16 protein-coding genes are annotated in these 21592 nt (G+C 41.8%); 11 read left to right on the forward strand and 5 right to left on the reverse strand.

Features of this window, described 5'->3' with window-relative positions; genetic code table 11:
• Positions 1 to 22: 22 nt before the first annotated feature.
• The gene (gene folM / locus D9T12_RS10470; RefSeq protein WP_130538120.1) at positions 23 to 739 is read right to left on the reverse strand and encodes a dihydromonapterin reductase; all 717 of its coding nucleotides are present in this window, start codon (positions 737 to 739) and stop codon (positions 23 to 25) included.
• Between the two features lie 127 nt (positions 740 to 866).
• Here folM and D9T12_RS10475 point away from each other — a divergent pair, with 127 nt between their 5' ends.
• From D9T12_RS10475 to D9T12_RS10495, 5 genes are all read left to right on the forward strand, one after another.
• Positions 867 to 1727, forward strand: a complete 861-nt coding sequence (locus D9T12_RS10475) for a TIGR01777 family oxidoreductase (protein ID WP_130538121.1) — start codon at positions 867 to 869, stop codon at positions 1725 to 1727.
• Between the two features lie 92 nt (positions 1728 to 1819).
• Positions 1820 to 3166, forward strand: coding sequence for an FAD-dependent oxidoreductase (locus D9T12_RS10480; RefSeq protein ID WP_130538122.1), 1347 nt, complete (start codon positions 1820 to 1822; stop codon positions 3164 to 3166).
• An 84-nt stretch (positions 3167 to 3250) separates the two neighbouring features.
• The gene (locus tag D9T12_RS10485; RefSeq protein ID WP_130538123.1) at positions 3251 to 4408 is read left to right on the forward strand and encodes a CobW family GTP-binding protein; all 1158 of its coding nucleotides are present in this window, start codon (positions 3251 to 3253) and stop codon (positions 4406 to 4408) included.
• Between the two features lie 168 nt (positions 4409 to 4576).
• On the forward strand, positions 4577 to 5530 hold the full coding sequence (folE2, locus tag D9T12_RS10490) for a GTP cyclohydrolase FolE2 (protein ID WP_130538124.1): 954 nt from the start codon (positions 4577 to 4579) through the stop codon (positions 5528 to 5530).
• Between the two features lie 160 nt (positions 5531 to 5690).
• Positions 5691 to 6440 (forward strand): hypothetical protein, encoded by a 750-nt coding sequence (locus tag D9T12_RS10495; protein ID WP_130538125.1) that lies wholly within the window; start codon positions 5691 to 5693, stop codon positions 6438 to 6440.
• 26 nt (positions 6441 to 6466) lie between these two features.
• Here the strand turns inward: D9T12_RS10495 and D9T12_RS10500 are convergent, their stop codons facing one another.
• Positions 6467 to 7570: an AI-2E family transporter gene (locus tag D9T12_RS10500; protein ID WP_130538126.1), complete on the reverse strand. Its 1104-nt coding sequence runs from the start codon at positions 7568 to 7570 to the stop codon at positions 6467 to 6469.
• A gap of 60 nt (positions 7571 to 7630) precedes the next feature.
• Between D9T12_RS10500 and ppnN the strand changes: the two genes are divergently transcribed.
• Positions 7631 to 9001 (forward strand): nucleotide 5'-monophosphate nucleosidase PpnN, encoded by a 1371-nt coding sequence (gene ppnN, locus D9T12_RS10505; protein ID WP_130538127.1) that lies wholly within the window; start codon positions 7631 to 7633, stop codon positions 8999 to 9001.
• 340 nt (positions 9002 to 9341) lie between these two features.
• Positions 9342 to 10559, forward strand: coding sequence for a DEAD/DEAH box helicase (locus D9T12_RS10510; RefSeq protein ID WP_130538128.1), 1218 nt, complete (start codon positions 9342 to 9344; stop codon positions 10557 to 10559).
• 68 nt (positions 10560 to 10627) lie between these two features.
• On the opposite strand, the gene D9T12_RS10515 is transcribed toward D9T12_RS10510, so the two are convergent.
• The 3 genes from D9T12_RS10515 to D9T12_RS10525 form a co-directional block, all read right to left on the reverse strand.
• Entirely contained in the window at positions 10628 to 11410 is a 783-nt protein-coding gene (locus tag D9T12_RS10515) for an EI24 domain-containing protein (protein WP_130538129.1), read from the reverse strand.
• Positions 11411 to 11608: 198 nt separating this feature from the next.
• Positions 11609 to 12982: an NAD-dependent succinate-semialdehyde dehydrogenase gene (locus D9T12_RS10520; RefSeq protein WP_130538130.1), complete on the reverse strand. Its 1374-nt coding sequence runs from the start codon at positions 12980 to 12982 to the stop codon at positions 11609 to 11611.
• A 44-nt stretch (positions 12983 to 13026) separates the two neighbouring features.
• Positions 13027 to 14370, reverse strand: coding sequence for a dihydroorotase (locus tag D9T12_RS10525; RefSeq protein ID WP_130538131.1), 1344 nt, complete (start codon positions 14368 to 14370; stop codon positions 13027 to 13029).
• Positions 14371 to 14711: 341 nt separating this feature from the next.
• Here D9T12_RS10525 and D9T12_RS10530 point away from each other — a divergent pair, with 341 nt between their 5' ends.
• The 4 genes from D9T12_RS10530 (at position 14712) to ppk1 (ending at position 21592) form a co-directional block, all read left to right on the forward strand.
• Positions 14712 to 15857 carry an ABC transporter substrate-binding protein gene (locus D9T12_RS10530; RefSeq protein WP_165395098.1) on the forward strand — a complete coding sequence of 382 codons (1146 nt, stop codon included), beginning with the start codon at positions 14712 to 14714 and terminating at the stop codon, positions 15855 to 15857.
• Positions 15854 to 18748 carry a bifunctional diguanylate cyclase/phosphodiesterase gene (locus D9T12_RS10535; protein WP_130538133.1) on the forward strand — a complete coding sequence of 965 codons (2895 nt, stop codon included), beginning with the start codon at positions 15854 to 15856 and terminating at the stop codon, positions 18746 to 18748. The genes D9T12_RS10530 and D9T12_RS10535 overlap by 4 nt, the downstream gene beginning before the upstream one ends.
• Positions 18741 to 19070 carry a membrane protein insertion efficiency factor YidD gene (yidD, locus tag D9T12_RS10540; RefSeq protein WP_420824241.1) on the forward strand — a complete coding sequence of 110 codons (330 nt, stop codon included), beginning with the start codon at positions 18741 to 18743 and terminating at the stop codon, positions 19068 to 19070. Before D9T12_RS10535 ends, yidD begins: the two co-directional genes overlap by 8 nt.
• A 392-nt stretch (positions 19071 to 19462) precedes the next feature.
• Positions 19463 to 21592 carry a polyphosphate kinase 1 gene (ppk1, locus tag D9T12_RS10545; protein ID WP_130538134.1) on the forward strand — a complete coding sequence of 710 codons (2130 nt, stop codon included), beginning with the start codon at positions 19463 to 19465 and terminating at the stop codon, positions 21590 to 21592.

Here is a 21592-nt window from a genome sequence, read left to right on the forward strand (position 1 = left end):
ACATCCTCATAAGGCATTCAACTTAGGCCAAACGCACACCACCATCCACAGGTAAACTTACTCCTGTTACATAATCATTATTCATCAATGATTGAATAGCTTGCCAAATCACGACAGCCCCAGGCTCATGCGGCAAAAGTTGTTCGTTTAAGCGTTTGGAACGATAAGCCTGAGAATCATCAGGATGAAACATCAACAACCCTGGAGCAATACTATTCACCTTAACTTTTGGCGCAACCTGAATCGCAAAGCTTTTAGTTAAATTTTCCAATCCTGCCTTAGTCGATAAATACGCTGAGTATTGCCCACTTCCCATAGTCACTCGACTATCTGTTAAATGAACAATGTCAGATTTCTCTTCGGAGCAAGAATATAACAACGGCTTAAACGCAAAATTTAAATACCAAGGCACTTGTTGGTGTAATGTCACCATCTGTTCGAATAATTCAGGTGTTTTTGTGACTCGCTCATCATCCGCCCATATAGATGCATTATGAACAAGTAATCTCAAGCTTTTAACCTGTTTCAGAAACGCTTGAACAAACTGAAAGAGTTCATCTTTATCTGTTAAATCGACTTGAAACACTAAAGCGCCTAAATTTTTTAATCGCTTAATTTCTGGACATTGGGTGCGATACGTCACTATCACCGGATAATCTGTTCGGGTTAAAAACTTTTCTGCCAAAAACAATCCCACTCTTCGGGACGCGCCAGTAATCAATACCGCATTTTCTAACATTGAAAATTCCTTTAAAACGACGATTTAACCAAAGCAACTGTACACATTATTATACAAACCCTATACAATAGAGTTTAATGATTTTTAAGATCATGACTTTGCCAAAGTCTGAATTGTTGAGGTAATTATGAATATTTGCATCCTCGGTGGAACCGGCCTCGTCGGACAAGCCTTAAAACAACAACTTTCTAAGCAACACAAAGTTAACACTTATGGCAGAAGTGCCTTTGACTCTGAAGACACTCTACTGCAAAGCATTCGTGGAGCACAACTGATTATTTTTTTAAGCGGTGCAAATATTGGCCAACGCTGGAATAAAACCTACAAACAAGAACTCTGGGATAGCCGTGTCAAAACAGCCAAAATGCTCAGTACCGCAATTAAAAAATTGGAAACACCGCCTCAACGCATCTTCAGCGCCTCTGCCATTGGCTTTTATCCAGAGAACCATTGCGACCAGCCTCTAGATGAAAACGATACACAACCAGGAACAGGATTTTTAGCCGACTTATCACTTGCTTGGGAAGATGCTGCCAAAACTTTTTGCCCTTCAGACAAGCTCGTAATCACCCGTTTTGGTGTCGTGCTCGATAAATCTCAAGGCGCACTTTCAAAGATGTTGCCGGCTTTCAAATTAGGCCTAGGCGGTCCAGTCGCTGGCGGTAATCAATGTTTTAGCTGGGTCCATATTGATGACTTAGTCAACGCTTTTGAATTTCTAATCGCCAACCGAAAATTACAAGGGGTATTCAATATAACCTCACCCAATCCACTGACACAGCACAACTTTGCAAAAGCCCTTGCAAATACCCTTAACCGGCCATGTTTTTTACCACTACCGCTCTGGCAACTCAAACTCATGTTTGGGGAAGGAGCACAAGTTCTAACCCACAGCTCAGCTGTAGTACCAACTCGACTGCAAGAGCAGGGATTCCAATTCCTCTATCCAAATGCAACGCAAGCCCTACAAAACTTACTCAAAACATGAAAAAAATCTTAACCTATGAGAATTGTCTCCTATAGAGGCCAATTATTTTTTATAATATTCGGCTTCTAAATTTATAGAGACTTTGCTCAGAAATGGAAAATCGAAATCTTGATGTGGCTATTGTCGGTGGCGGAATCAGTGGTTCAGCACTTGCTTACATGCTTTCAAAATATTCAGATGTTAAAACCATCGGCATTCTTGAAAAGTATGAAACTCTGTCCCCTCTCAACTCCAATGCACGTGCAAACAGCCAGACACTTCACTGTGGTGACATCGAGACTAACTACACTCTTGAAAAAGCCAAGTTGGTGAAAAAACAAGCCAACATGGTGGTTCATTTCGCCGACCAAGTTGAAAAAAATGATTTTCTCTATAAATTCCCCAAAATGATTCTAGCCGTTGGCGACGAAGAGTGCGAACGCCTTGAAAAACGTCATCATGATTTTGCTGAAGACTTCCCTTACATGGAACTCTGGGATGCCGACAAAATTGCTGAAGTTGAACCCGCAGTTGCGTTAAAAGACGGAAAACCGCGTCCAGAAAAAATCTTAGCCTCCGGTTGCACGAATGAATACTCCGCCGTCAACTACGGCAATATGTCTAAGGCTTTAATTGCTGAAGCCCGCAAAGGTTCGGCTAATTTAAAAGTTTCTCTAAGCACCAAAGTCCAAAACATCCGTAAAACGGTCGAAGGTTATGAGTTAGATACCAACCAAGGTACCTTCAAAGCAAAATTTGTGGTGGTTTCTGCTGGGGGGCATAGTTTATTACTGGCCAACCAAGTGGGCTATGGTTTAGACATGTCCATTTTGCCTATGGCAGGAAGTTTCTACTACGTACCAAAAATGCTCAATGGTAAGGTTTATACCATGCAAAACGACAAACTGCCTTTTGCTGCATTACACGGAGACCCTGATCTAGTCGAACTGAGCAAAACACGTATTGGACCTACCGCTTTGGTACTTCCAAAATTAGAACGTTACACCGGTGGAACCTATCTCGATTTCTGGAAATCTCTCAAACTTGATCGCAAAGTCATTAAAGTTTTCTGGGATTTAATGAAAGACAAAACCATTCGTAACTATATTTTCCGTAACTTTGCTTTTGAAATCCCATGGTTACGCAGACGCCTTTTTGCTAAAGATGTTCAAAAGTTTTTACCTGATGTAAAACCGCAAGATTTGGAATATGCATCTGGCATTGGCGGTCTTCGCCCACAAGTCATTGACAAAACCACCATGCAATTGAAACTTGGTGAAGCGAGCATTGTGCCTGAAAATGAAAACCTAATTTTCAATATGACCCCCTCACCTGGAGCAACCACTTGTTTAGGAAACGCCTATCGCGATGCCAAAATAGTCTGTGAGAGATTAGGAGTCCCTATTAAACGCCAAAAGATTGTCGATGATTTACTCGGTGGAGAAGACCTCCCCGACTAAATCCTGTTAGAACATTCCATTCAACTCAAAGAGCACCGGCCGGTTACAAAAGGAATTCTTTGAGTTGTAAACAAAAGAGTTTATATGGCAGATATTTCATCTACGTCAGTACAAAAACCGCTCATCCTAACCGCGTCTCGTCCAAAATCAAAAGAAACCTCTTCAAAGAATCCCATACCAACCTATTTAATAACCGGCTTACTTGGCAGCGGCAAAACAACCACCCTCTTAGAACTGCTCAAGCAAAAACCCAAAAATGAAATCTGGGGCATCTTAATCAATGAATTTGGTGAAATCAGTCTTGATGACAAGCTACTGCAAGCAGCTGAAATTCAAAATGTCATTATCACCACCGTTCAAGGCGGTTGCATTTGTTGCACTGCAGGCCATCAGCTCAGCCAAGCTATTCAAAACTTTATCAACCAACAGAAACAACTTGATAAACTCTGGATTGAACCGACTGGTTTAGGGCACCCGGCCGGTATAATTGACACCTTAAACCAGACACCGCAAGTTCAATTAAGAACCACTTTAGCCACATTAACGCCAAAACAATTAACACCAGAACGCTGGCAAAAATCTGCCGTCATGCGCGATATTGCGAATTTGAGTGATATTATCTTGCTCACCCAGACAGACCTTGCCTCAAAAGAAGAGGTACAACAAGCTCTGAAAATCGTTGAACAGCTCTACCCAAAAAAAACTAAAGTTTGGTACAGCTATGATGCACTCAATTTACAAACCTTGATTGAGTTGCCGCCTATTGCATTTAAAATTCGCGAAAGTTCACATTTGGACCAACCCTTACAGACTCTCCAACTACATTCAAACCACCATCAACTTCAAAACATTTCGGTGCAACTTAGTGCCCGCTCAAAACAAATACTTGCTCTTGGACTCTCTTTTGACAGCAGAACTCAATTCAATCGCGTGCAACTTAAAAACTTTTTTAACCAACACTCAGAACAACTTATTCGAGCGAAAGGATTGGTTCGAACAGGAAAGAACTGGCAACTTTTACAATGGCAAGGATCACAACTTTCCCTCTCAGATTTTGCGTGGCGACAAGATAGTCGAATTGAACTACTGCTCAATCCAGAAGTCAGCTCACCTTTCTATCTAACCTCTGAAACAGAGCCCTCAACGCTTGAAAACAAAACACACACCAATCATTCGGAAAACGAATTACCGGCCGGTATTCTTTCTTTACTGAAATCATTTTTAGATTGCATACATTCTTGATAGTAAATACCTATTAACAAAATTGAATATTACTGCATTGCATGCAAAAAAGTTTGATAAACTCGGTTGCTATTTTAAAAATTGCAAAGTCGGCCAGCGCCTAAAGAATTCTTTTTTAGTTTCTTAAGGCTCATAAACGCCCTCTTTTACAAAGTCGAAGGAAATTGCATGACAAAGAACATGCCCGATATCGCTTGTCAGCCGCACCAAGGCCCACAAGGAAAACTCAACTGGGTCGGAATGAGCGGCATTGAACTGCCAGTTTTAGTCCAACAAGGAACGGATAAATCTCAAACCGTTCGCCTATCCTCACTCACCCAAGCCTATGTCAATCTAAATGATCCATTAAGCAAAGGCATTCATATGTCGCGCTTATATCTTTTATTGGATCAAATGGCGACTCAAGAAGCTTTAACACCTAAACGCGTTGAAGAAATTTTAAGTAAATTCATTGAGTCTCATGTTGATCTAAGCACTAACGCATTTGTTGAATTCAAATTTGACTACTATGAACGCCGTAACTCATTGAAAAGCTCAAACAGTGGTTGGAAACATTACCCTACAACCATTCGTGGTGAAATGCGAGAGGGTGAATTCAGCTGTGAAGTATCCATTGAAGTGCCTTATTCATCAACATGCCCATGTTCAGCCGCACTGTCTCGTCAATTGATTCAGGAAGCTTTCCAAGCCCAATTTGATGGCAAGCAGGTTAACTACGATGAGGTCATGCAATGGCTTGGTACACCAGAAGGCATTTGTGCTACGCCACACAGCCAACGTTCGTATGCTCAAGTAAAGGTTAAAGTTAACAATCAAGACACCTTGGTTTTATCTGATCTCATTAATGACATCGAAAATGCTTTACAAACACCTGTTCAAGCCGCCGTTAAACGGGAAGATGAACAGGAATTTGCACGCTTGAATGCATCAAATCTAATGTTCTGCGAGGATGCCTCACGTCGTCTGCAAACAGCATTAGATGAACGAGATCATTACTTAGACTTCTGGGTACGTGTAAACCACCTTGAAAGTTTACACCCTCACGATGCTGTGGCGATTGTTACCAAAGGCATAGACGGAGGTTATTCCGACGAACCGAACTTCATGGATCCCATGAAATAGTCTTTGGTGATATAAACCTCATCCGGTCATAAAAAACTTTCATTGAATTTGCATAAACTCAGTGAAAGACTCAGACAAAATAAAGGCTCTAAGATTATTTAGTCGACTCTGAATAATCTTAGAGCTTTTTTTATTCTTAAGTAACACTCTGGAAGTCTTTATGTTGTCACTAAACCATTTCCTTGTCTTCAAGTTTCAAATACTGTTCACAATCGTTTTCTTCAGTCTTCTCACAACACCTTTCTCACTTCAAGCGGGACAAGAGAGTGATTTTGAAAATAGCCACTGGCCGAAAGACGCTTGGTTTTTAGAATATGAATATGATGACTTCAGTGATGAAATTGAGTTCGCGAATCTTATTTATTTACCGCAAGACTTCTTAACCGAAAAAGCTTTTTTACTTAGATGCCAACCTTACTTCACCAATGTCAATGTCGCATTTTTAGAGGATGAAAGCACAATCCAAGAAGACGGTAAATATCATAATGACTCCAAGAAATACGCAAAACACGGTTTTGTTTACGATGAAAAACGACCTATTCGCTTGGCAGTCAATGACAAAACCTATCAGGATCAAGTGAGCGTTGGCGGCCAAAACCGAAACCTTTCAAAATGGCTAAAGCCGCTAAACCAAACCTTACCGGCCGGTTCTTTGCAGATGCGATTTTTTAGTAGCATCGTCTATGACAATATTCCAGAATTCACCAGCAATCGGAACAATGATTTAAGCCGCGCTTTTCACCAAGCCATTAACAAAGGACTCAAAGAAAATAGCAATATCAACTTTCGTTTAGATATGCCAAACAATATTACTCATGAATTTAAATTAAACCTCCAGCGCCTAAAAGCGTTTGCACCACCTGAAGTACTTGAATTTTGCTTTACCGGAAGAAAATTACGAGAAGACTGAATGAAATAAAACAGCCCTCCAATATGCTAAGTATTATCCAATCGATCTCTGTTCATCGCTTCATAAACATCAAAAATGGTTATGGCCATCGCCGCGAGTACAGGGCCGAAGAATAATCCAATCACGCCAAAGTGAATCAAACCTGCAAAGGTTGATAAAACCGTAATCAAGGTATGGTTGGCAACGGCTAAGTCCTGCCCAGCTGACCCTAAATTTTTGCTTAAATATTGAATCATGACCGGCCGGGCAATATTGTCGATTAAGAAACCCGTCACAACAACACCCCAAACTACCACCACAATCGCACTGGCCACCTCACCTTGCAAAAAAAGATAAGCAACCATCGGAATCCAAACCAGTGCTGCACCGACAATGGGAATAAAAGAAGTCACAGCGATGGCCATACCAATAAACATCCCCGGCAATCCTAAAAACCAAGCCAAAATTGCAAACGACAAACCTTGTAACACCGCGATTCCTAGGACACTAAGCGTCAAAATATTCGACAAACTTGAGAAGCGATTCATAATCATCTGATCAAAACGGTTCTCTAAAGGCGAAAGCAGCTTTATATGTTTGGCAATCGCATGACCGTCTCGATAAAAGAAAAACAATGCAAAGAGTGATAAGCCAATAAAGGCAATAAACGATGACGTTGTACCTAACACACCCTGCAACAATACCAATGTCGCTTTTTGAATGAATGCTAAAATACTAGCAGAGTGAGATTTCAACTGTTCCAAAGCATTCGCTTGCGCTGACTCGCTAATTGGCAAATAAGCTAAAGCCTCTCGATTTAACTCCAATAGGCTTTCCGTGTTTTGCTGTGCTAACCATGCTTGAGCCTGAGAATAAAAATGGCCTAGTTGTAAACTGGCCTCCACCAACAAATAACTTACAGGCGCCAATACCACAACAAACACAATCGAACTCATAACTCCAGCAGCCGAGGTTTTCCCACCTTGAAACCGCACCAAAAGTTTTTGGTAGTAAGGATAGCTGGCAGTTGCTAAAATCATCGCAAAAAATAGCGCTTCCAAAAATGGCTGGAACAACCAAATGAGACCGACAATGGCTAATAATAGAAGAATAATCAAAAACCCTTCTTCAAAGGCTCGCTTCTTTCTCACAAGCTTTCTCCTTTAATTTGAATGGCAACAGTTTACCGAATCTAACAATGAATAGTACTTATGAATACTGATATATCCGAAATCATTATCCGTCCAAGCGGCTCCTTGCAAATACTCTCCCACCAAGAAGCTTATCAGCTGTGTGATATGGGTGAACTCGGTCTAAATGAATTATTGCGTCAATGCACTTTAGCGGTTTTAAACACTGGAGCAAAAGAAGATAACGGTCTAGCACTGCTCAATAAATACAAAGACTTTAAGATCGAAGTCGGTGTTAAAGGCCGTGGTGTACAACTCACCTTATCCAATGCTCCGCGCCATGCATTTGTCGACAACCAACTGATTGAAGGATTAAAAGAGCATCTATTTTCAGTGATTCGTGACTTACTTTACGCACGCAACGACATTCTCGAAAAGGGGCAGTTTGATTTAAACACCTCAGCCGGCATAACCAATGCAATTTTCCATATCGCTCGCAATGCGGATTTGTTTCACTTAAACAGCATCCCTAATATTGTCGTCTGCTGGGGCGGTCATTCGATTCCCGAAAGTGAATATCAATACTCGAAACATTTAGGCTATGAACTCGGTCTGCGTGGCTTGGATATTTGTACCGGCTGCGGTCCCGGTGTCATGAAAGGTCCAATGAAAGGCGCACTTCTTGGTCATGGCAAGCAACGCATTAAAACAGGGCGTTATATCGGCATTTCTGAACCAGGTATTATTGCTGCTGAAGCGCCAAACGGCTTCGTAACCGAGCTATGCATTATGCCGGACATTGAAAAGCGCCTGGAAGCATTTGTTCGCTTAGGCCATGGCATTATTATTCTTCCGGGTGGCGCTGGCACCATGGAAGAATTGCTTTATTTGTTGAGCATTCGTCTTCATCCTGAAAATCAAGAACTTCCCATGCCAGTGATTCTAAGTGGCGGTCACGACAGTCGTGATTACTTCAATGCAATCACGGAGTTTTTGTGCGACACCATTGGTACCGTTGCATGTGACCATCTCGAAGTCATGGTTGAGCACCCACGAGATATTGCCACACGAATGAAAAGCGCCATGGAAGAAATTCGTCTAGACCGAAAGCGCAGCAGTGATGCTTATTACTTCAACTGGCGACTCAAATTGGAACTCGACCAACAAACGCCGTTTATTCCAACGCATGAATCCATGAGCGGACTTAACTTAAGCCGAGACCAACCACCGCACATCCTAGCAAGCCAACTGCGAAAAGCATTTTCAGGCATTGTTGCAGGGAACGTCAAAGCCGAAGGAATCCGTCAAATTGAACAATTCGGCCCATTCGAGCTAAGCGGTGATCCGCAAATTATGCAAGCGATGGATAAACTGCTGAACGCGTTTATTGAACAAAAACGCATGAAACTCGATAGCAGTGACTACAACCCTTGTTATAAGATAAAGCATTAGATCTTTAGGGTCTGTTGACAATTCATATTTGACTCTGTTGCGGCATAAAAATTCGGTAGTCTAGGCATTTATGCCCTTTGGGTACTCATTGTGCCGCTTAGTCACTCTAAGCAAGCGATGAGTAACAACGAATACTGGATTTTACGCTGTTCAACCTCTTTGTTCGCTTGTCGATAACCGTCCATGGCTATCGGCACCTGTTCAAGAAAGTACGAATAAACCTTTTACAACGCTATCTACTGAAATTTTCTCTCATAAAGATTTAAAATAATTCCACCGGCCGGTAAATTTTTAAAATTAACCGGCCGGTATCCGATTCCTAGCAAAATGAACTCAGCCCATGACATTTGAAGAACTACACCTTGACTCAGAACTCCTTGCCGCGATTGAACATCTTGGCTTTAAAAAGCCAACGCCGATTCAAGAAGCGGCTATACCGGTCATGCTTGAGCGCCAAGACGTTTTAGCTGGCGCTGCAACAGGAACAGGAAAAACTGCGGCATTTGTTTTGCCTGCGCTGCAGTTTCTTTTGGACGAACCACGCCCTGCGAAACATCCACGAGTTTTGATTTTATCGCCAACACGTGAACTTGCTTTCCAAACTCACAAAGTCATCAAACAGTTAGGGCATTTTTGCGAGATTCCTTCAACAATTATCACCGGCGGTTTTAATTACGCTGAACAGGTGCAAAAACTCAAAGCCCCTTGCGATATTTTGACGGCGACTCCGGGGCGCTTGACTAAACTTATGGCAGAAGAAGCGCTGAACTTATCCGATGTTGAAATGGTCATTATCGATGAAGCAGATCGCATGCTGGATATGGGTCAAGGCCCCACTGTATTATCCTTACTTGAGGCCATTCCAGAAGATTTCCAAGCAGGCCTTTTCTCTGCCACCCTTTCAGGAAGTGGTGTGCGTAAGTTTGCCGAAGACATTTTGGACAATGCAGAAGAGATTCAAATCAACCCACCTAACCAACAGTCAGAAAAAGTTGAACAATATATCTATTTGGCAAATGACAAGGAACACAAACAGCAACTTCTTCTTGAACTATTGAAAGATGATAGCTGTCAAAGTGCGGTAGTTTTCTCCAACAAGAAAGACAAAGCAGTGGAAATCACCGATTGGCTGCGTTCACAGGACGTGAATGCGGATGTGCTCCATGGCGATTTTATTCAGGCAGTCCGTCTGGAAAAAATGAACAAATTCAAAAGTGGCAGAATTAAAATTCTTGTCGCAACGGATGTTGCAGCACGTGGATTGGATATGACTCATATTACACATGTCATTAACTTTGATATTCCGCTACGAGGTGACATTTATATTCACCGCATTGGCCGAACGGGTCGTGGTCACAATGTGGGCGTGGCTATGAGCTTATGTGAACGTCATGAAATTCAAAACCTACAACGGATTGAATATCACCTTAACCAAAAATTACCTCACGCCAAGATAAAAGGCTTAGAACCTAACTTTAGCATTAAAGACGCACTGAAAAAACAGGCAAAAAACGCTAAGAAATCTAAAAAGACCAAGAAGAAAAAAGCTAAAAAATAAGCTTTACTCTGTTTAGAAACCAGCTTAACGTCAACAGACCCTAAGCTGGTTAGCTCCGACAAACTTTATCAAGCCTCTCCTGAACTTTTCTGTTCTTCTTTTGGTAACTTCGACAAATCATCAAAATAATAATGTGCCATACCAATCACACCTAACACAGGCATAAATAAACCTGCGAGTGGAAAGTTACTCAACAAAAACAGACTTCCCAGAAAGTTCGTTGGCGCCCAATTGGTCATACCTTTGGTTTCTTCAAAACGCGCCTGAGGCAAAATCACCTGACCGACATCCAAAATCACCGAATAACGGAAAAATAGGAAACCAAGCAACCAGAACCAAACAATATTCACCACCGGAATAAACAACATTGGAATTGTCACTAAAAATAACAATAACATCAGCAAACCAAACTTGAGCAGCTTCCAAAGCATATCAAGAGTTGATCCATGCCCCACATAATCCAGACCGGGGTAATGTTTATCTCGCACCACTTTAACTAAAGAATCGGTCATAAAACCGGTAATAATCATTGCAAATAGAAGTACCAAATAACTTCCTAAAAGCACACCCAAAACACCGGCAACCACAGCGGCTAAAAAGCCGATAATCCACAACAAAACCCCACCCACAAATGGAATTGCACCAATCGTTGATTCAGCCGCTGTCTGCCATTCGTCAAACTGCATCACAAGAGGGTTTTGTGTGACCACATCACTGAAAATCAAAAAACCAAAAATTCCATAGCCCATTAAAGAGACCATAACAATCGCAGCGGCGAATGGAATAAATAATCGCCATAAAATAGCCGGTTCCTTTATATCACTCAGCGTCTTTAACCATAAATCAAACACAGACTTCTCCAAATAAAATCTAACAAAAAAGCACGTAAACCGAAATTTACGTGCTTTAAAACATTACCGGCCGGTAAAAACTTCTCTCAAAACATTTATCATTTTTTTCAAAAGACGCTATCAACCCATCCTTGGGAGCTCTCTTACACCATCCTGGTGTTCGAAGCTTTTGAAAAAATAAATGCTTTGTGTCGCCAACTACTTCATCCAAATCGACTTAATATTCGTAAACTCACGAATTCCTTGCGCAGATAATTCTCGGCCATACCCAGAATTTTTAATCCCTCCAAACGGCATTCTTGGATCAGAAAAAGAAATACTGTTCACAAATGTCGCACCGGACTCCATTCCCCGAGCCATGGTTTCGGCCGTAGCCATATCCGTTGTAAAGATTGAACCGCCCAATCCAAAATCAACGCCATTCGCGATGCCTAATGCATGAGCTGGCTCTGATGATTTCAAAACAACAGCGACAGGGCCAAACAATTCTTCACTGAATGCTGGCATATTCGATGTAACATCTGTCAAGATGGTTGGCGCATAGTAGCAACCTTCGCGGTCTAACTGATAACCGCCAGTGACAATTTTCGCCCCAAGCTCCACAGACCTCATGACCTGATCATGCAATTCATCCAATAAATCTTGGCGCGCCATCGGTGCAAGCGTAGTCGATTTCTCCATAGGATTTCCTGCCACGAAATGCGACTCAACGGCTTCTTTAAACATTTCAATAAATTTGTCGGCTTGCATCTGATCGACAATAAAGCGTTTAGAGGCAATACAACTTTGGCCCATATTCTGAAAACGCCCTTTGACCGCAGCATCCACCGCCTCACGGAAATTAGCATCCTCTAAAACAATAAACGCATCTGAACCACCCAATTCTAAAACCGTTTTCTTAAGTTCAGATCCGGCAATCGCAGCCACTTTACGCCCTGCATTTTCAGAACCGGTCAAAGCAACACCGCGTACCATTTTGTGGCGAATCACCTGCTCAACCTTATCCGAGCCAATCATTAAATTCGAGAAAGTATGATCGGGGAATCCCGACTTACGAAAAACTTCTTCAATCGCCAAAGCACACTGAGGAACATTGGATGCATGTTTAAGCAAAGCGGTATTCCCAGCAAGCAATGCAGGCACCGCAAAACGGAAAACTTGCCAAAAAGGAAAATTCCATGGCATCACACCCAAAATGACTCCCAGCGGCAAATACGCCACATAGCTTTTGGATGCATCGGTTTCAATCATTTCATCCGCTAAATGAGAAGGTCCATTTTCTGCGTAATATTCACAAAGCCATGCTGATTTTTCGATTTCTGCCAAAGCTTCCCGATGGGTTTTACCCATTTCTAGAGTGATCAACTCAGCCAAAATTTCAGCATCATCACGTAGCGTATCCGCTGCACGTTTGATTAATAAACAACGGTCCTCAATGGGCGTTAACTTTCCCCAATCAGCAAACATATAACCGGCTTGAGTGATGACATAATCAACCGTTTCATCATCCCACGTTTCAAACTCTGCCAACAGTTCATTCGTAGCAGGATTAATAGATTGCATCATTGACATTTAATTCTCCTAAACCCTATCAAAAGAGCGAAGCATAGTGGTAATTATCGATTAAACAGTAAACGTTGTCCCGGTGTAAAGTCGGCAAACTCTCCCATGTAGTATTTCAACTCCCCGGAAACAATTGTACCAATCACACTATTGGTAAACTTATGGCCTTCCCATGGTGACCAACCGCACTTGTAAAGCACCTCGTCTTTTTTATCAACATGCGGCTTGTTCAGATCAACTAAGACTAAATCTGCCCAATAACCTTCACGGATATATCCGCGCTCTTCAATTTCAAACAGGTCTGCCACATTGTGCGCCATTTTCTCAACCACTTGTTCAAGTGTGAACACTCCCTGATCAACCAAATCCAACAACACATTCAGTGATTTTTGCACCTGAGGCAAACCGGCAGGTGCCGAAAAATATGGATTGTGTTTTTCTGCTTCCAAGTGCGGTGCATGATCCGTTGCTACCACATCAATTCGTCCATCAATCAATGCTTGTCGCACTGCATCTCGATCTTTTTGCGTTTTGATTGCTGGGTTACATTTAATGAAATGTCCTTTGCTTTCATAATCCGCGTCCGAGAACCAAAGATGGTGCGTACAAGCCTCTGCCGTAATTTTTTTACCTTTTACTGGACCCGGTTCAAACAGTTCTAACTCATCCGCCGTCGTAATGTGCAAAATATGCAAACGCGCCCCCGTTTCCTTAGCGAGTTTTACCGCCATGGAAGAAGACTTATAACAGGCTTCATGGAAACGAATCTTAGGATGTTCACCGGCCGGTATATCTTCACCAAACTTCTCTTTCCATTGCGCTTCACGTTCTTTAATCATCGGCGTATCTTCGCAGTGCGTCGCAATAATTGTTGGGCTGTGTGTAAAAATACCGCGTAACGCTTCTTCTTGGTCAACCAACATATTTCCTGTGGAAGATCCCATAAACACTTTCACACCACAGACATTACGAGGATTGACTTTTTTAATCTCTTCAACGTTATCGTTGGTTCCACCAAAATAGAAAGAATAGTTCGCCCAAGATTTTTTTGCCCCAATCGCATATTTTTCTTCCAACAAGTCGATTGTGACAGTAGGAGGCTTCACATTTGGCATCTCCATAAATGTCGTGGTGCCACCTGCAACCGCCGCTTTAGATTCTGTTGCAATATCCGCTTTATCAGTTAAACCTGGCTCACGAAAATGCACCTGATCATCAATAAACCCTGGCAACAAATGTAAACCGCTGGCATCAATGACTTGCTCCACCTGCGCATCAATGACGTCAGCAATCTTCGCAATACGACCATTTTCGACGAGTACGTCCGTGATTTTACTTTCACCTTCATTCACCATCGTAGCGCGTTTGATTAAAATTGATGTCGGTGCTTTTGCCATAAGTGCTTCCTCTGTCGTAAAAGTGTCAACCGTTGGTTGTTTACCGGCCGGTAAAGAAATTGGGTCTGAGCATTGTCAACGTTGACTTTACTCTATTGATAAATTTCAGCTTTATTGGCTTCATAAAATTCATTTAAACAGAGTCTAGTTTGTGAGTTGTCAACACGCTCTAGAGATTACTCGTTTTTAGGGAAACTCTCAAGCCTAATCAGCGCCCACGACTCTTTTATAGCCTTGACAATAGCTACTTATTTAAACGCCTTTAAACACACAGGAGTTTAATAACTTTTGCTTTATTCCACTCAACGAATCACTCATAATGATGAAAAGTAGACAATCAAATGCAATCTGGAATTTTCTTTTGTGGAAAAGCTCGCTATGATGTTTGCATGTTTTTTTTCAAGGCTTCCCCATTTGTTTTTATGTTTGTTCAACTAAGATTTTTTTTCCTATCAGTTTTGACCGTATTGCTCGTAGCGCCTTCTTCCTCTTGGAGCGATGCGTCGATTGCAAGCAACCTACCACAAAAACCGGGAAACGAAGCATCTAAAATCTGCGCATACATCGCCTCCTACGCTCCTGGCTATGAATGGCAAGACAGACTGGAAAAGTCACTGAAAAAAACCTTAAAAAACCATTGTACGATCAAAACTCATTACATGAACTCTAAAAAACTCTCGAGTTTTGAGCAATTAAAAGCCGCTGGTGATAAAGCTAAAGACTTTATTGAGAACATTAATCCTAGTCTCGTCATTGTTTCCGATGACAATGCAGTGCAATACGTTTTAAAAGAACATTACCGTAACATCACAACGTCATTTGTATTTTGTGGGGTCAACAATAGCGGTGGCAACTACGGATTACCTTATCGTAATACCACCGGCATGATTGAAACCTCCCCTTATCGCAACCTTTTCCAAATCTTATTCCGTGAATATCCTGGGAAAAGCCATATTGCCTACTTAACGACTACAGGAACCACTGCGGCAAAAAACATTGCAGAATTCCACAGCCTCATTAAAGAGCTTCAATTACCCAAAAGCTCTGCCTATCGCGTGCAATCCGAAGAAGACTGGAAACAGATTTTTACAAAATTGCAAAATGACCCAACAGTCGATTTTATTATTTTGGGGAATAACGCAGCTTTCCCTCAATGGAATCGAAAAGAAAATATTGAATGGGTAAAAACACATACCCGAAAAGTCACTGCTGCCACCCAGAAATGGATGATGGATTATGCAGCCATCGGCTATACTAAAGTTCCAGAAGAGCAAGGTGAATGGGCAGGATTGACTGCCGTTGAAATTTTAAAAGGGGTTCCCATTCAATACTTATCCGTCGTGCCGAACCAGAAATTTACCTTTTGGAAAAATGAATCTTTAATCCAAGAGCTGGAACCCCCACTCTCTGGAAGCCTTCTTAAACAAGCTCGTAGCTTCCAACCTCCGTCAAGTGCAACCCAAGAAGAGAAAGGTTTGCATCCATGAAACAGCGTCACCAACTTGACAAGTTATCACTGGGAGACTTAAGCCTTAACGGATTTGCTTTTTTGGGGATCTTCTTTAGTTTTATCGTTTTTTTCGCCCTCCAAATCTATTGGCAGTATAACGAAGCCAAACTCAACTTTGTTGAAAACACACACCTTCTTGAAAAGCGTTTTTTGTTAGAAGAGCAAAGCACTGAAACATTAATCAAGGCACTGGCACACTATTACTCTAGCCAAGTGGTTAAATCAGACAGTGACTTTAGCCACTTTGCGCAAAGCCTAATCCCACAACACCCCTATATAGATGCATTTGGAATTGCAAAAAAACTTAAAGATAGCGATCTGAATGCGTTTATCCAACAGCAACATAATCGAGGCTATGAATCATTTAGAATTCAAAACAAGCAACTCTTCCAAGAATCATCCACGAATTTCACCAACGACTATTTAGCCGTCACACAAGTATTACCCATGAGTCCGCAGCACTCCGTTTATTTGGGGGAAGATTTATTTAGTTTGCCAACCTTGCAGCATGAGTTTGCAAATCAAGTCGAACAGAACAGCATGGGACTCTACTGGTTAAGAGCCCTAATGACTGACCAACAACTGGTGTTACTCAACCACCCGATTTACACGACACCGCCAAGCAGTCTGACTGCTGAAGAGCGTGCGGAAAATGTCATTGGTAGCGTCTTCTTGTTTTTCAACATTTCACCGTTTATCGAACAAGCTGCTAACTCAGAAATTGCTTTTTTAGAGTCAATCGATTTACGAATTGACCATCACCCACTAAAACATTACTGGCCGATTTACCGCGATCTTTCTCACCTCTCCACTGAAGATCGAAGCCTCATCGATTCATTGATTTTCAATTTTTTTGACAATTTTCATTTCACAAATGAAATCAGTATTTCAGCGTTGCGCGATACCATCCGTTTAAAAATCGTCGCAAACTGGGATCAAAACGCATTAGATGTGATTTCTGCCACCTTATGGGGAGCAATCGGTGGGTTGCTATTCTTATTACTGAATTTCGTCATTAGCGTGTTTGGAACTTACACGAAACGCTTATTCAAAATGCAATCACGCCTAGAAGAAATTTTGCATACGTCACATGATGCGGTGATTATCACCAATAAATCAGGTGAGATTCTAAGTTGGAACCCTCGCTGCGAAGAACTGTTTGGCTATCACTATGACGAAATGATCGGTCAGTCACTGATTCAACTTTTTACACAGCTTTCAGAAAATAACCTACAAGACCCAGTAGAGCAAAAACTGCTTAAATTATTTTCAAAAGATTCACCGGCCGGTAAAGCTTTAACATTCAATGAAAAATTATTGGAACTTTACCTGCTCAATCGGGACAAAAAACGTATTCTGGTTGAGATTTCTTACTCGATTTTATCCGTCAATGATACCGAAGAGATCAGTCTATTTATCCAAGACATCACCTATCAAAGACAAACGGAATCTGAAATCAAGCAGTTGGCGTATTACGACCCTCTGACAAACCTAGAAAACCGGGTTCTATTTAAACAGAATTTTGAAAGTCTATTAAATCGCCCAAACACACCCGATTTTAGCGTGTACTTTATTGACTTGGATGGCTTCAAACAGATCAACGATACCCTTGGTCACAGCATTGGTGATGAGCTATTAAAAGTGATTGCTCGAAGAATCGTCAACACGATTCAAGGCGCACATTGTCCACATCATATCTGCAGGTTTGGTGGCGACGAATTCATTATCTTAATTGAAACCGCAGACGACAACCTCACTAAAGTACTCCTTGAACGCCTGTTGTTGAAAATACAACGCATGATTCGCATCGATGGCAATGAAATGCAAGTCAGTGCCAGTATTGGTGTCACCTTCTACCCTGAGCATGGTAAAGATATGGACACCCTTCTTCGTCATGCAGATACCGCCATGTATGAAGCCAAAGGGCTAGGAAAAAACACTTATTCAATTTATCAAAACGAGATGACCGAACAACTTTCTCGCCGCTTATTACTTGAAAAACACCTGAGACTGGCACTGGAATACAATGAATTCAGTCTAGTCTATCAGCCGCAGATGGATTTAGAATCCGGCCAAATAATTGGTGTTGAAGCATTAATTCGTTGGAACAACCAATCGCTCGGCTTTATCAGTCCTGACCAATTTATTCCGATTGCTGAGGAGAGCCGAATGATTATTGAAATCGGCGACTGGGTGGTCGACACCTGCATTCAGCAACTCATCAAGTGGCAACACACGCAAATGGATGGTCTCCACATCGCTATTAACGTCAGTAGCGTTCAGTTCAACTTCGCAGGATTTGTCGATGGCGTTTATGACAAAATGCGCAAAGCCGGACTGCCTTCAAAATTGCTTGAAATCGAATTGACCGAACGCACAGTTATGGACAATGCCGATGAAAATGTCGAACGCTTTAACGATATTCGTAACCAAGGATTTGGTTTATCGGTGGATGACTTTGGGACCGGCTATTCATCACTGAGTTATTTAAAACGATTCCCTCTAAGCATTTTGAAAATCGATAAAAGCTTTGTAGACGGTTTGCCAACCGATGATGACGATATTAGTATTGCCACGGCAATTTTGAATTTAGCTCATAGTTTAAACATCAATGTTGTCGCTGAAGGCGTTGAAACCATTGAACAACTGCTATTCTTAAAAGAGGCAAAATGTAACTATGCACAAGGCTACTTTATTAGCCGCCCACTTCCTGCCAAAGACTTTGAGGCTTGGCTTGAGCAGAAAACGCGCTGCTTCTATCAATCAGAAGAATTCCATCTCGCCCTGAAAAAAATTACCTCTTCAGAAATTGAAGGATTTGAAGCTAAGACAGCACTTACCAAAACGGATTTATCATCCGATGCGTAATGGACAAAAATACAACCCCTTTTTTTGGATGCTATATTTACTGATACGCTTTTATCAACTATTTATTAGCCCAGTTATTGGCCCTCGTTGCCGTTTCTATCCAACCTGTTCAAGCTACACGATTGAAGCCTTGAAAACCCACGGAGTGATTTGCGGCAGTTGGCTAGCCATTAAGCGGATAAGTTCTTGCCACCCAGGCAATCCAGGAGGCGTAGATCCAGTCCCAGAATGCGGTTGTCATTGCAAATCACACCGGCCGGTAGAAAGTTCAGATTCCAACTCTAAGAATCTCCCCTCTCATACCAGCAAAGATGAAGACTGACATCTAAAATTCATAATCAGCCTTTTCAAACACGCTAAACTAATATAATTAGTCGATTCTGAATAACTCGTTTAATTTATGGCAAAGCCAGTTTTTATACTCAACAAGGCAGAATGCAGAAATGCTATCTAGATAACATAAGGCATTCTAACGCAGTGGAGTGAAAACTGGCGCAGCCCCTTCGAGTGGGCGTTTAAGCAGATATTCTCGTTGTTGTGAATCTCAATAATGGAATAACCATTATCTTCAATCCACGCCTAGAGCCTATCTGCTTAAACATCCCACATAAATCTAAAACAGTTATTCAGAGTCGACTATTTAGTTAACCAATTAAAAGGTCGTGAAAACGGCCTTTCTCATATCAGAAAAACATTCTTCAAACAGGAACTTTCATGAACGACTCATCTGCACCTGATGCACTCGACTATCCTAAGTTTATCAACCGTGAACGCAGCCTTTTAGAGTTTAACCGACGCGTTCTCGCACAAGCCAAACGTGATGATATTCCTCTTTTGGAGAGGTTAAAATACCTGTGTATTTCAAGTTCTAATATGGATGAATTTTTTGAGGTCCGTCTGGCTAGTTTGTATGAAATGAGTCACGAACCCAATATGAGAACCAAACCGGATAACGCCAATCCAAATGAGGTTATTGATGAACTTTCAGATGTCGCACACAACATAGTGCAAGATCAATATGCGACTTTGAACCATATTTTAGTACCCGAACTGCAAAAGGAAGGCATCCGTTTTTTACGTCGAACACACTGGAATGACACGCAAAAAAGCTGGATTAACCAATTTTTTAAAGAGTCGCTGCAACCTGTTTTCAGCGCAGTCGGTCTCGACCCATCTCACCCATTCCCTCGCGTACTCAATAAAAGTTTGAACTTTATTGTCTCACTTGAAGGCAAAGATGCCTTTGGTCGATCCAATGGGTTAGCGATTGTGCCAGTCCCTCGCTCTCTACCTCGTATTATCAAGCTTCCCGACCATGCAACCGATGGTGACAACGATTTTGTTTTCTTATCATCGATTCTTCATGCTCACGTATCGGAGCTTTTCCCAGGGATGACTGTTACAGGGTGTTACCAATTCCGTTTGACTCGTAACACAAACCTATTTATCGATGAAGAAGAAGTCGAAGACATTATGAGTGCACTTCGAGGAGAACTATCAAGTCGTGATTACGGTGGAGCGATTCGTTTAGAAGTCGCAGACAACTGCCCTCCACATTTGGTCGAATACTTACTAGACCGTTTCCAACTGACTCGCCGAGCGTTATATCAAGTTCACGGGCCGGTAAATTTACATCGATTGAATGCAGTGCCTGATATGGCACAACGTCCTGACTTGCAATTTGAACCTTTTACGCCGAAAAAACTGTCTAAAAAGCTACCTCCTACAAAGGCATTTAAACTGTTTACCCGTCAAAAGAAAACAGACAGTATTTTTGAACAGATTGCCGCCAAAGATATTCTGTTACACCACCCTTATGACTCTTTTGCTCCGGTCATTAATTTCCTTAAGCAAGCCGCCAAGGATCCTGAGGTTTTAGCTATTCGCATGACGCTTTACCGCACAGGTGAAAAATCGGACATTATCAAAGCGTTGGAACGCGCAGCACAAAATGGTAAAGAAGTCACCGCAGTGGTTGAACTTCGTGCTCGTTTTGACGAAGACAATAACATTACCCAAGCCATGAAACTGCAGGAAGCTGGTGCCCATGTGGTTTACGGAGTGGTTGGCTATAAAACCCATGCCAAGATGATTCATGTCGTTCGTCGAGAAGCTGGAAAGATCAAATTCTACACGCACCTTGGGACAGGAAACTATCATCACATCACCACACGTTTCTATACTGATTTTGGTCTATTGACCGCGAATCAAACCATTGGAGAAGATGTATCCAAAGTTTTTCAGCAGTTGACAAGTTTGGGCGACACCAAAGGCCTGAGCAAATTACTGCAATCACCTTTCACATTGCAAAGTGGAATGGTCGAGCGCATTCAAAGAGAAGCAGACAATGCACGCAAAGGTTTACCGGCCCGTATTATTGCCAAAATGAATGGTTTAGAAGAAGAAGGTGTTATTGAAGCCCTTTATGAAGCTTCCCAAGCAGGTGTCAAAATTGATTTAATCATTCGAGGAATATGCAGTCTTCGTCCTGGAGTACCTGGATTGTCTGAAAACATTACCGTCACCTCAATTATTGGTCGCTTTTTAGAGCATCATCGAATTTACTATTTTGCCAATCATGGCAAAGATCCAGAACTGTTCTGCTCAAGTGCCGACTGGATGCGTCGTAACCTATTCTCACGTGTAGAGACTTGCTTCCCAGTACTTGATCACGAATGTTTCCAACAAGTTTACACTGAAGGTTTGGTCATTTATCTAGAAGATAATATCGGTGCCTGGCAATTACAGCCAGATGGTTGCTATAAATCCGTTAAAGAACTTAATCCAAACCTCCCGGACTTTTCCTCACAGCAGAGCTTAATCGATAAATACAACGCAAATTAG

The organism is Thiomicrorhabdus indica, assembly GCF_004293625.1.
In the GTDB taxonomy this organism is placed as follows: Bacteria; Pseudomonadota; Gammaproteobacteria; order Thiomicrospirales; family Thiomicrospiraceae; genus Thiomicrorhabdus; species Thiomicrorhabdus indica.

Coding starts and splice junctions, on each gene's coding strand:
- folM (WP_130538120.1), bottom strand. CDS start 739: ATGTTAGAAAATGCGGTATTGATTACTGGCGCGTCCCGAAGAGTGGGA.
- D9T12_RS10475 (WP_130538121.1), top strand. CDS start 867: ATGAATATTTGCATCCTCGGTGGAACCGGCCTCGTCGGACAAGCCTTA.
- D9T12_RS10480 (WP_130538122.1), top strand. CDS start 1,820: ATGGAAAATCGAAATCTTGATGTGGCTATTGTCGGTGGCGGAATCAGT.
- D9T12_RS10485 (WP_130538123.1), top strand. CDS start 3,251: ATGGCAGATATTTCATCTACGTCAGTACAAAAACCGCTCATCCTAACC.
- folE2 (WP_130538124.1), top strand. CDS start 4,577: ATGACAAAGAACATGCCCGATATCGCTTGTCAGCCGCACCAAGGCCCA.
- D9T12_RS10495 (WP_130538125.1), top strand. CDS start 5,691: ATGTTGTCACTAAACCATTTCCTTGTCTTCAAGTTTCAAATACTGTTC.
- ppnN (WP_130538127.1), top strand. CDS start 7,631: ATGAATACTGATATATCCGAAATCATTATCCGTCCAAGCGGCTCCTTG.
- D9T12_RS10510 (WP_130538128.1), top strand. CDS start 9,342: ATGACATTTGAAGAACTACACCTTGACTCAGAACTCCTTGCCGCGATT.
- D9T12_RS10520 (WP_130538130.1), bottom strand. CDS start 12,982: ATGTCAATGATGCAATCTATTAATCCTGCTACGAATGAACTGTTGGCA.
- D9T12_RS10525 (WP_130538131.1), bottom strand. CDS start 14,370: ATGGCAAAAGCACCGACATCAATTTTAATCAAACGCGCTACGATGGTG.
- D9T12_RS10530 (WP_165395098.1), top strand. CDS start 14,712: ATGCAATCTGGAATTTTCTTTTGTGGAAAAGCTCGCTATGATGTTTGC.
- D9T12_RS10535 (WP_130538133.1), top strand. CDS start 15,854: ATGAAACAGCGTCACCAACTTGACAAGTTATCACTGGGAGACTTAAGC.
- yidD (WP_420824241.1), top strand. CDS start 18,741: ATGCGTAATGGACAAAAATACAACCCCTTTTTTTGGATGCTATATTTA.
- ppk1 (WP_130538134.1), top strand. CDS start 19,463: ATGAACGACTCATCTGCACCTGATGCACTCGACTATCCTAAGTTTATC.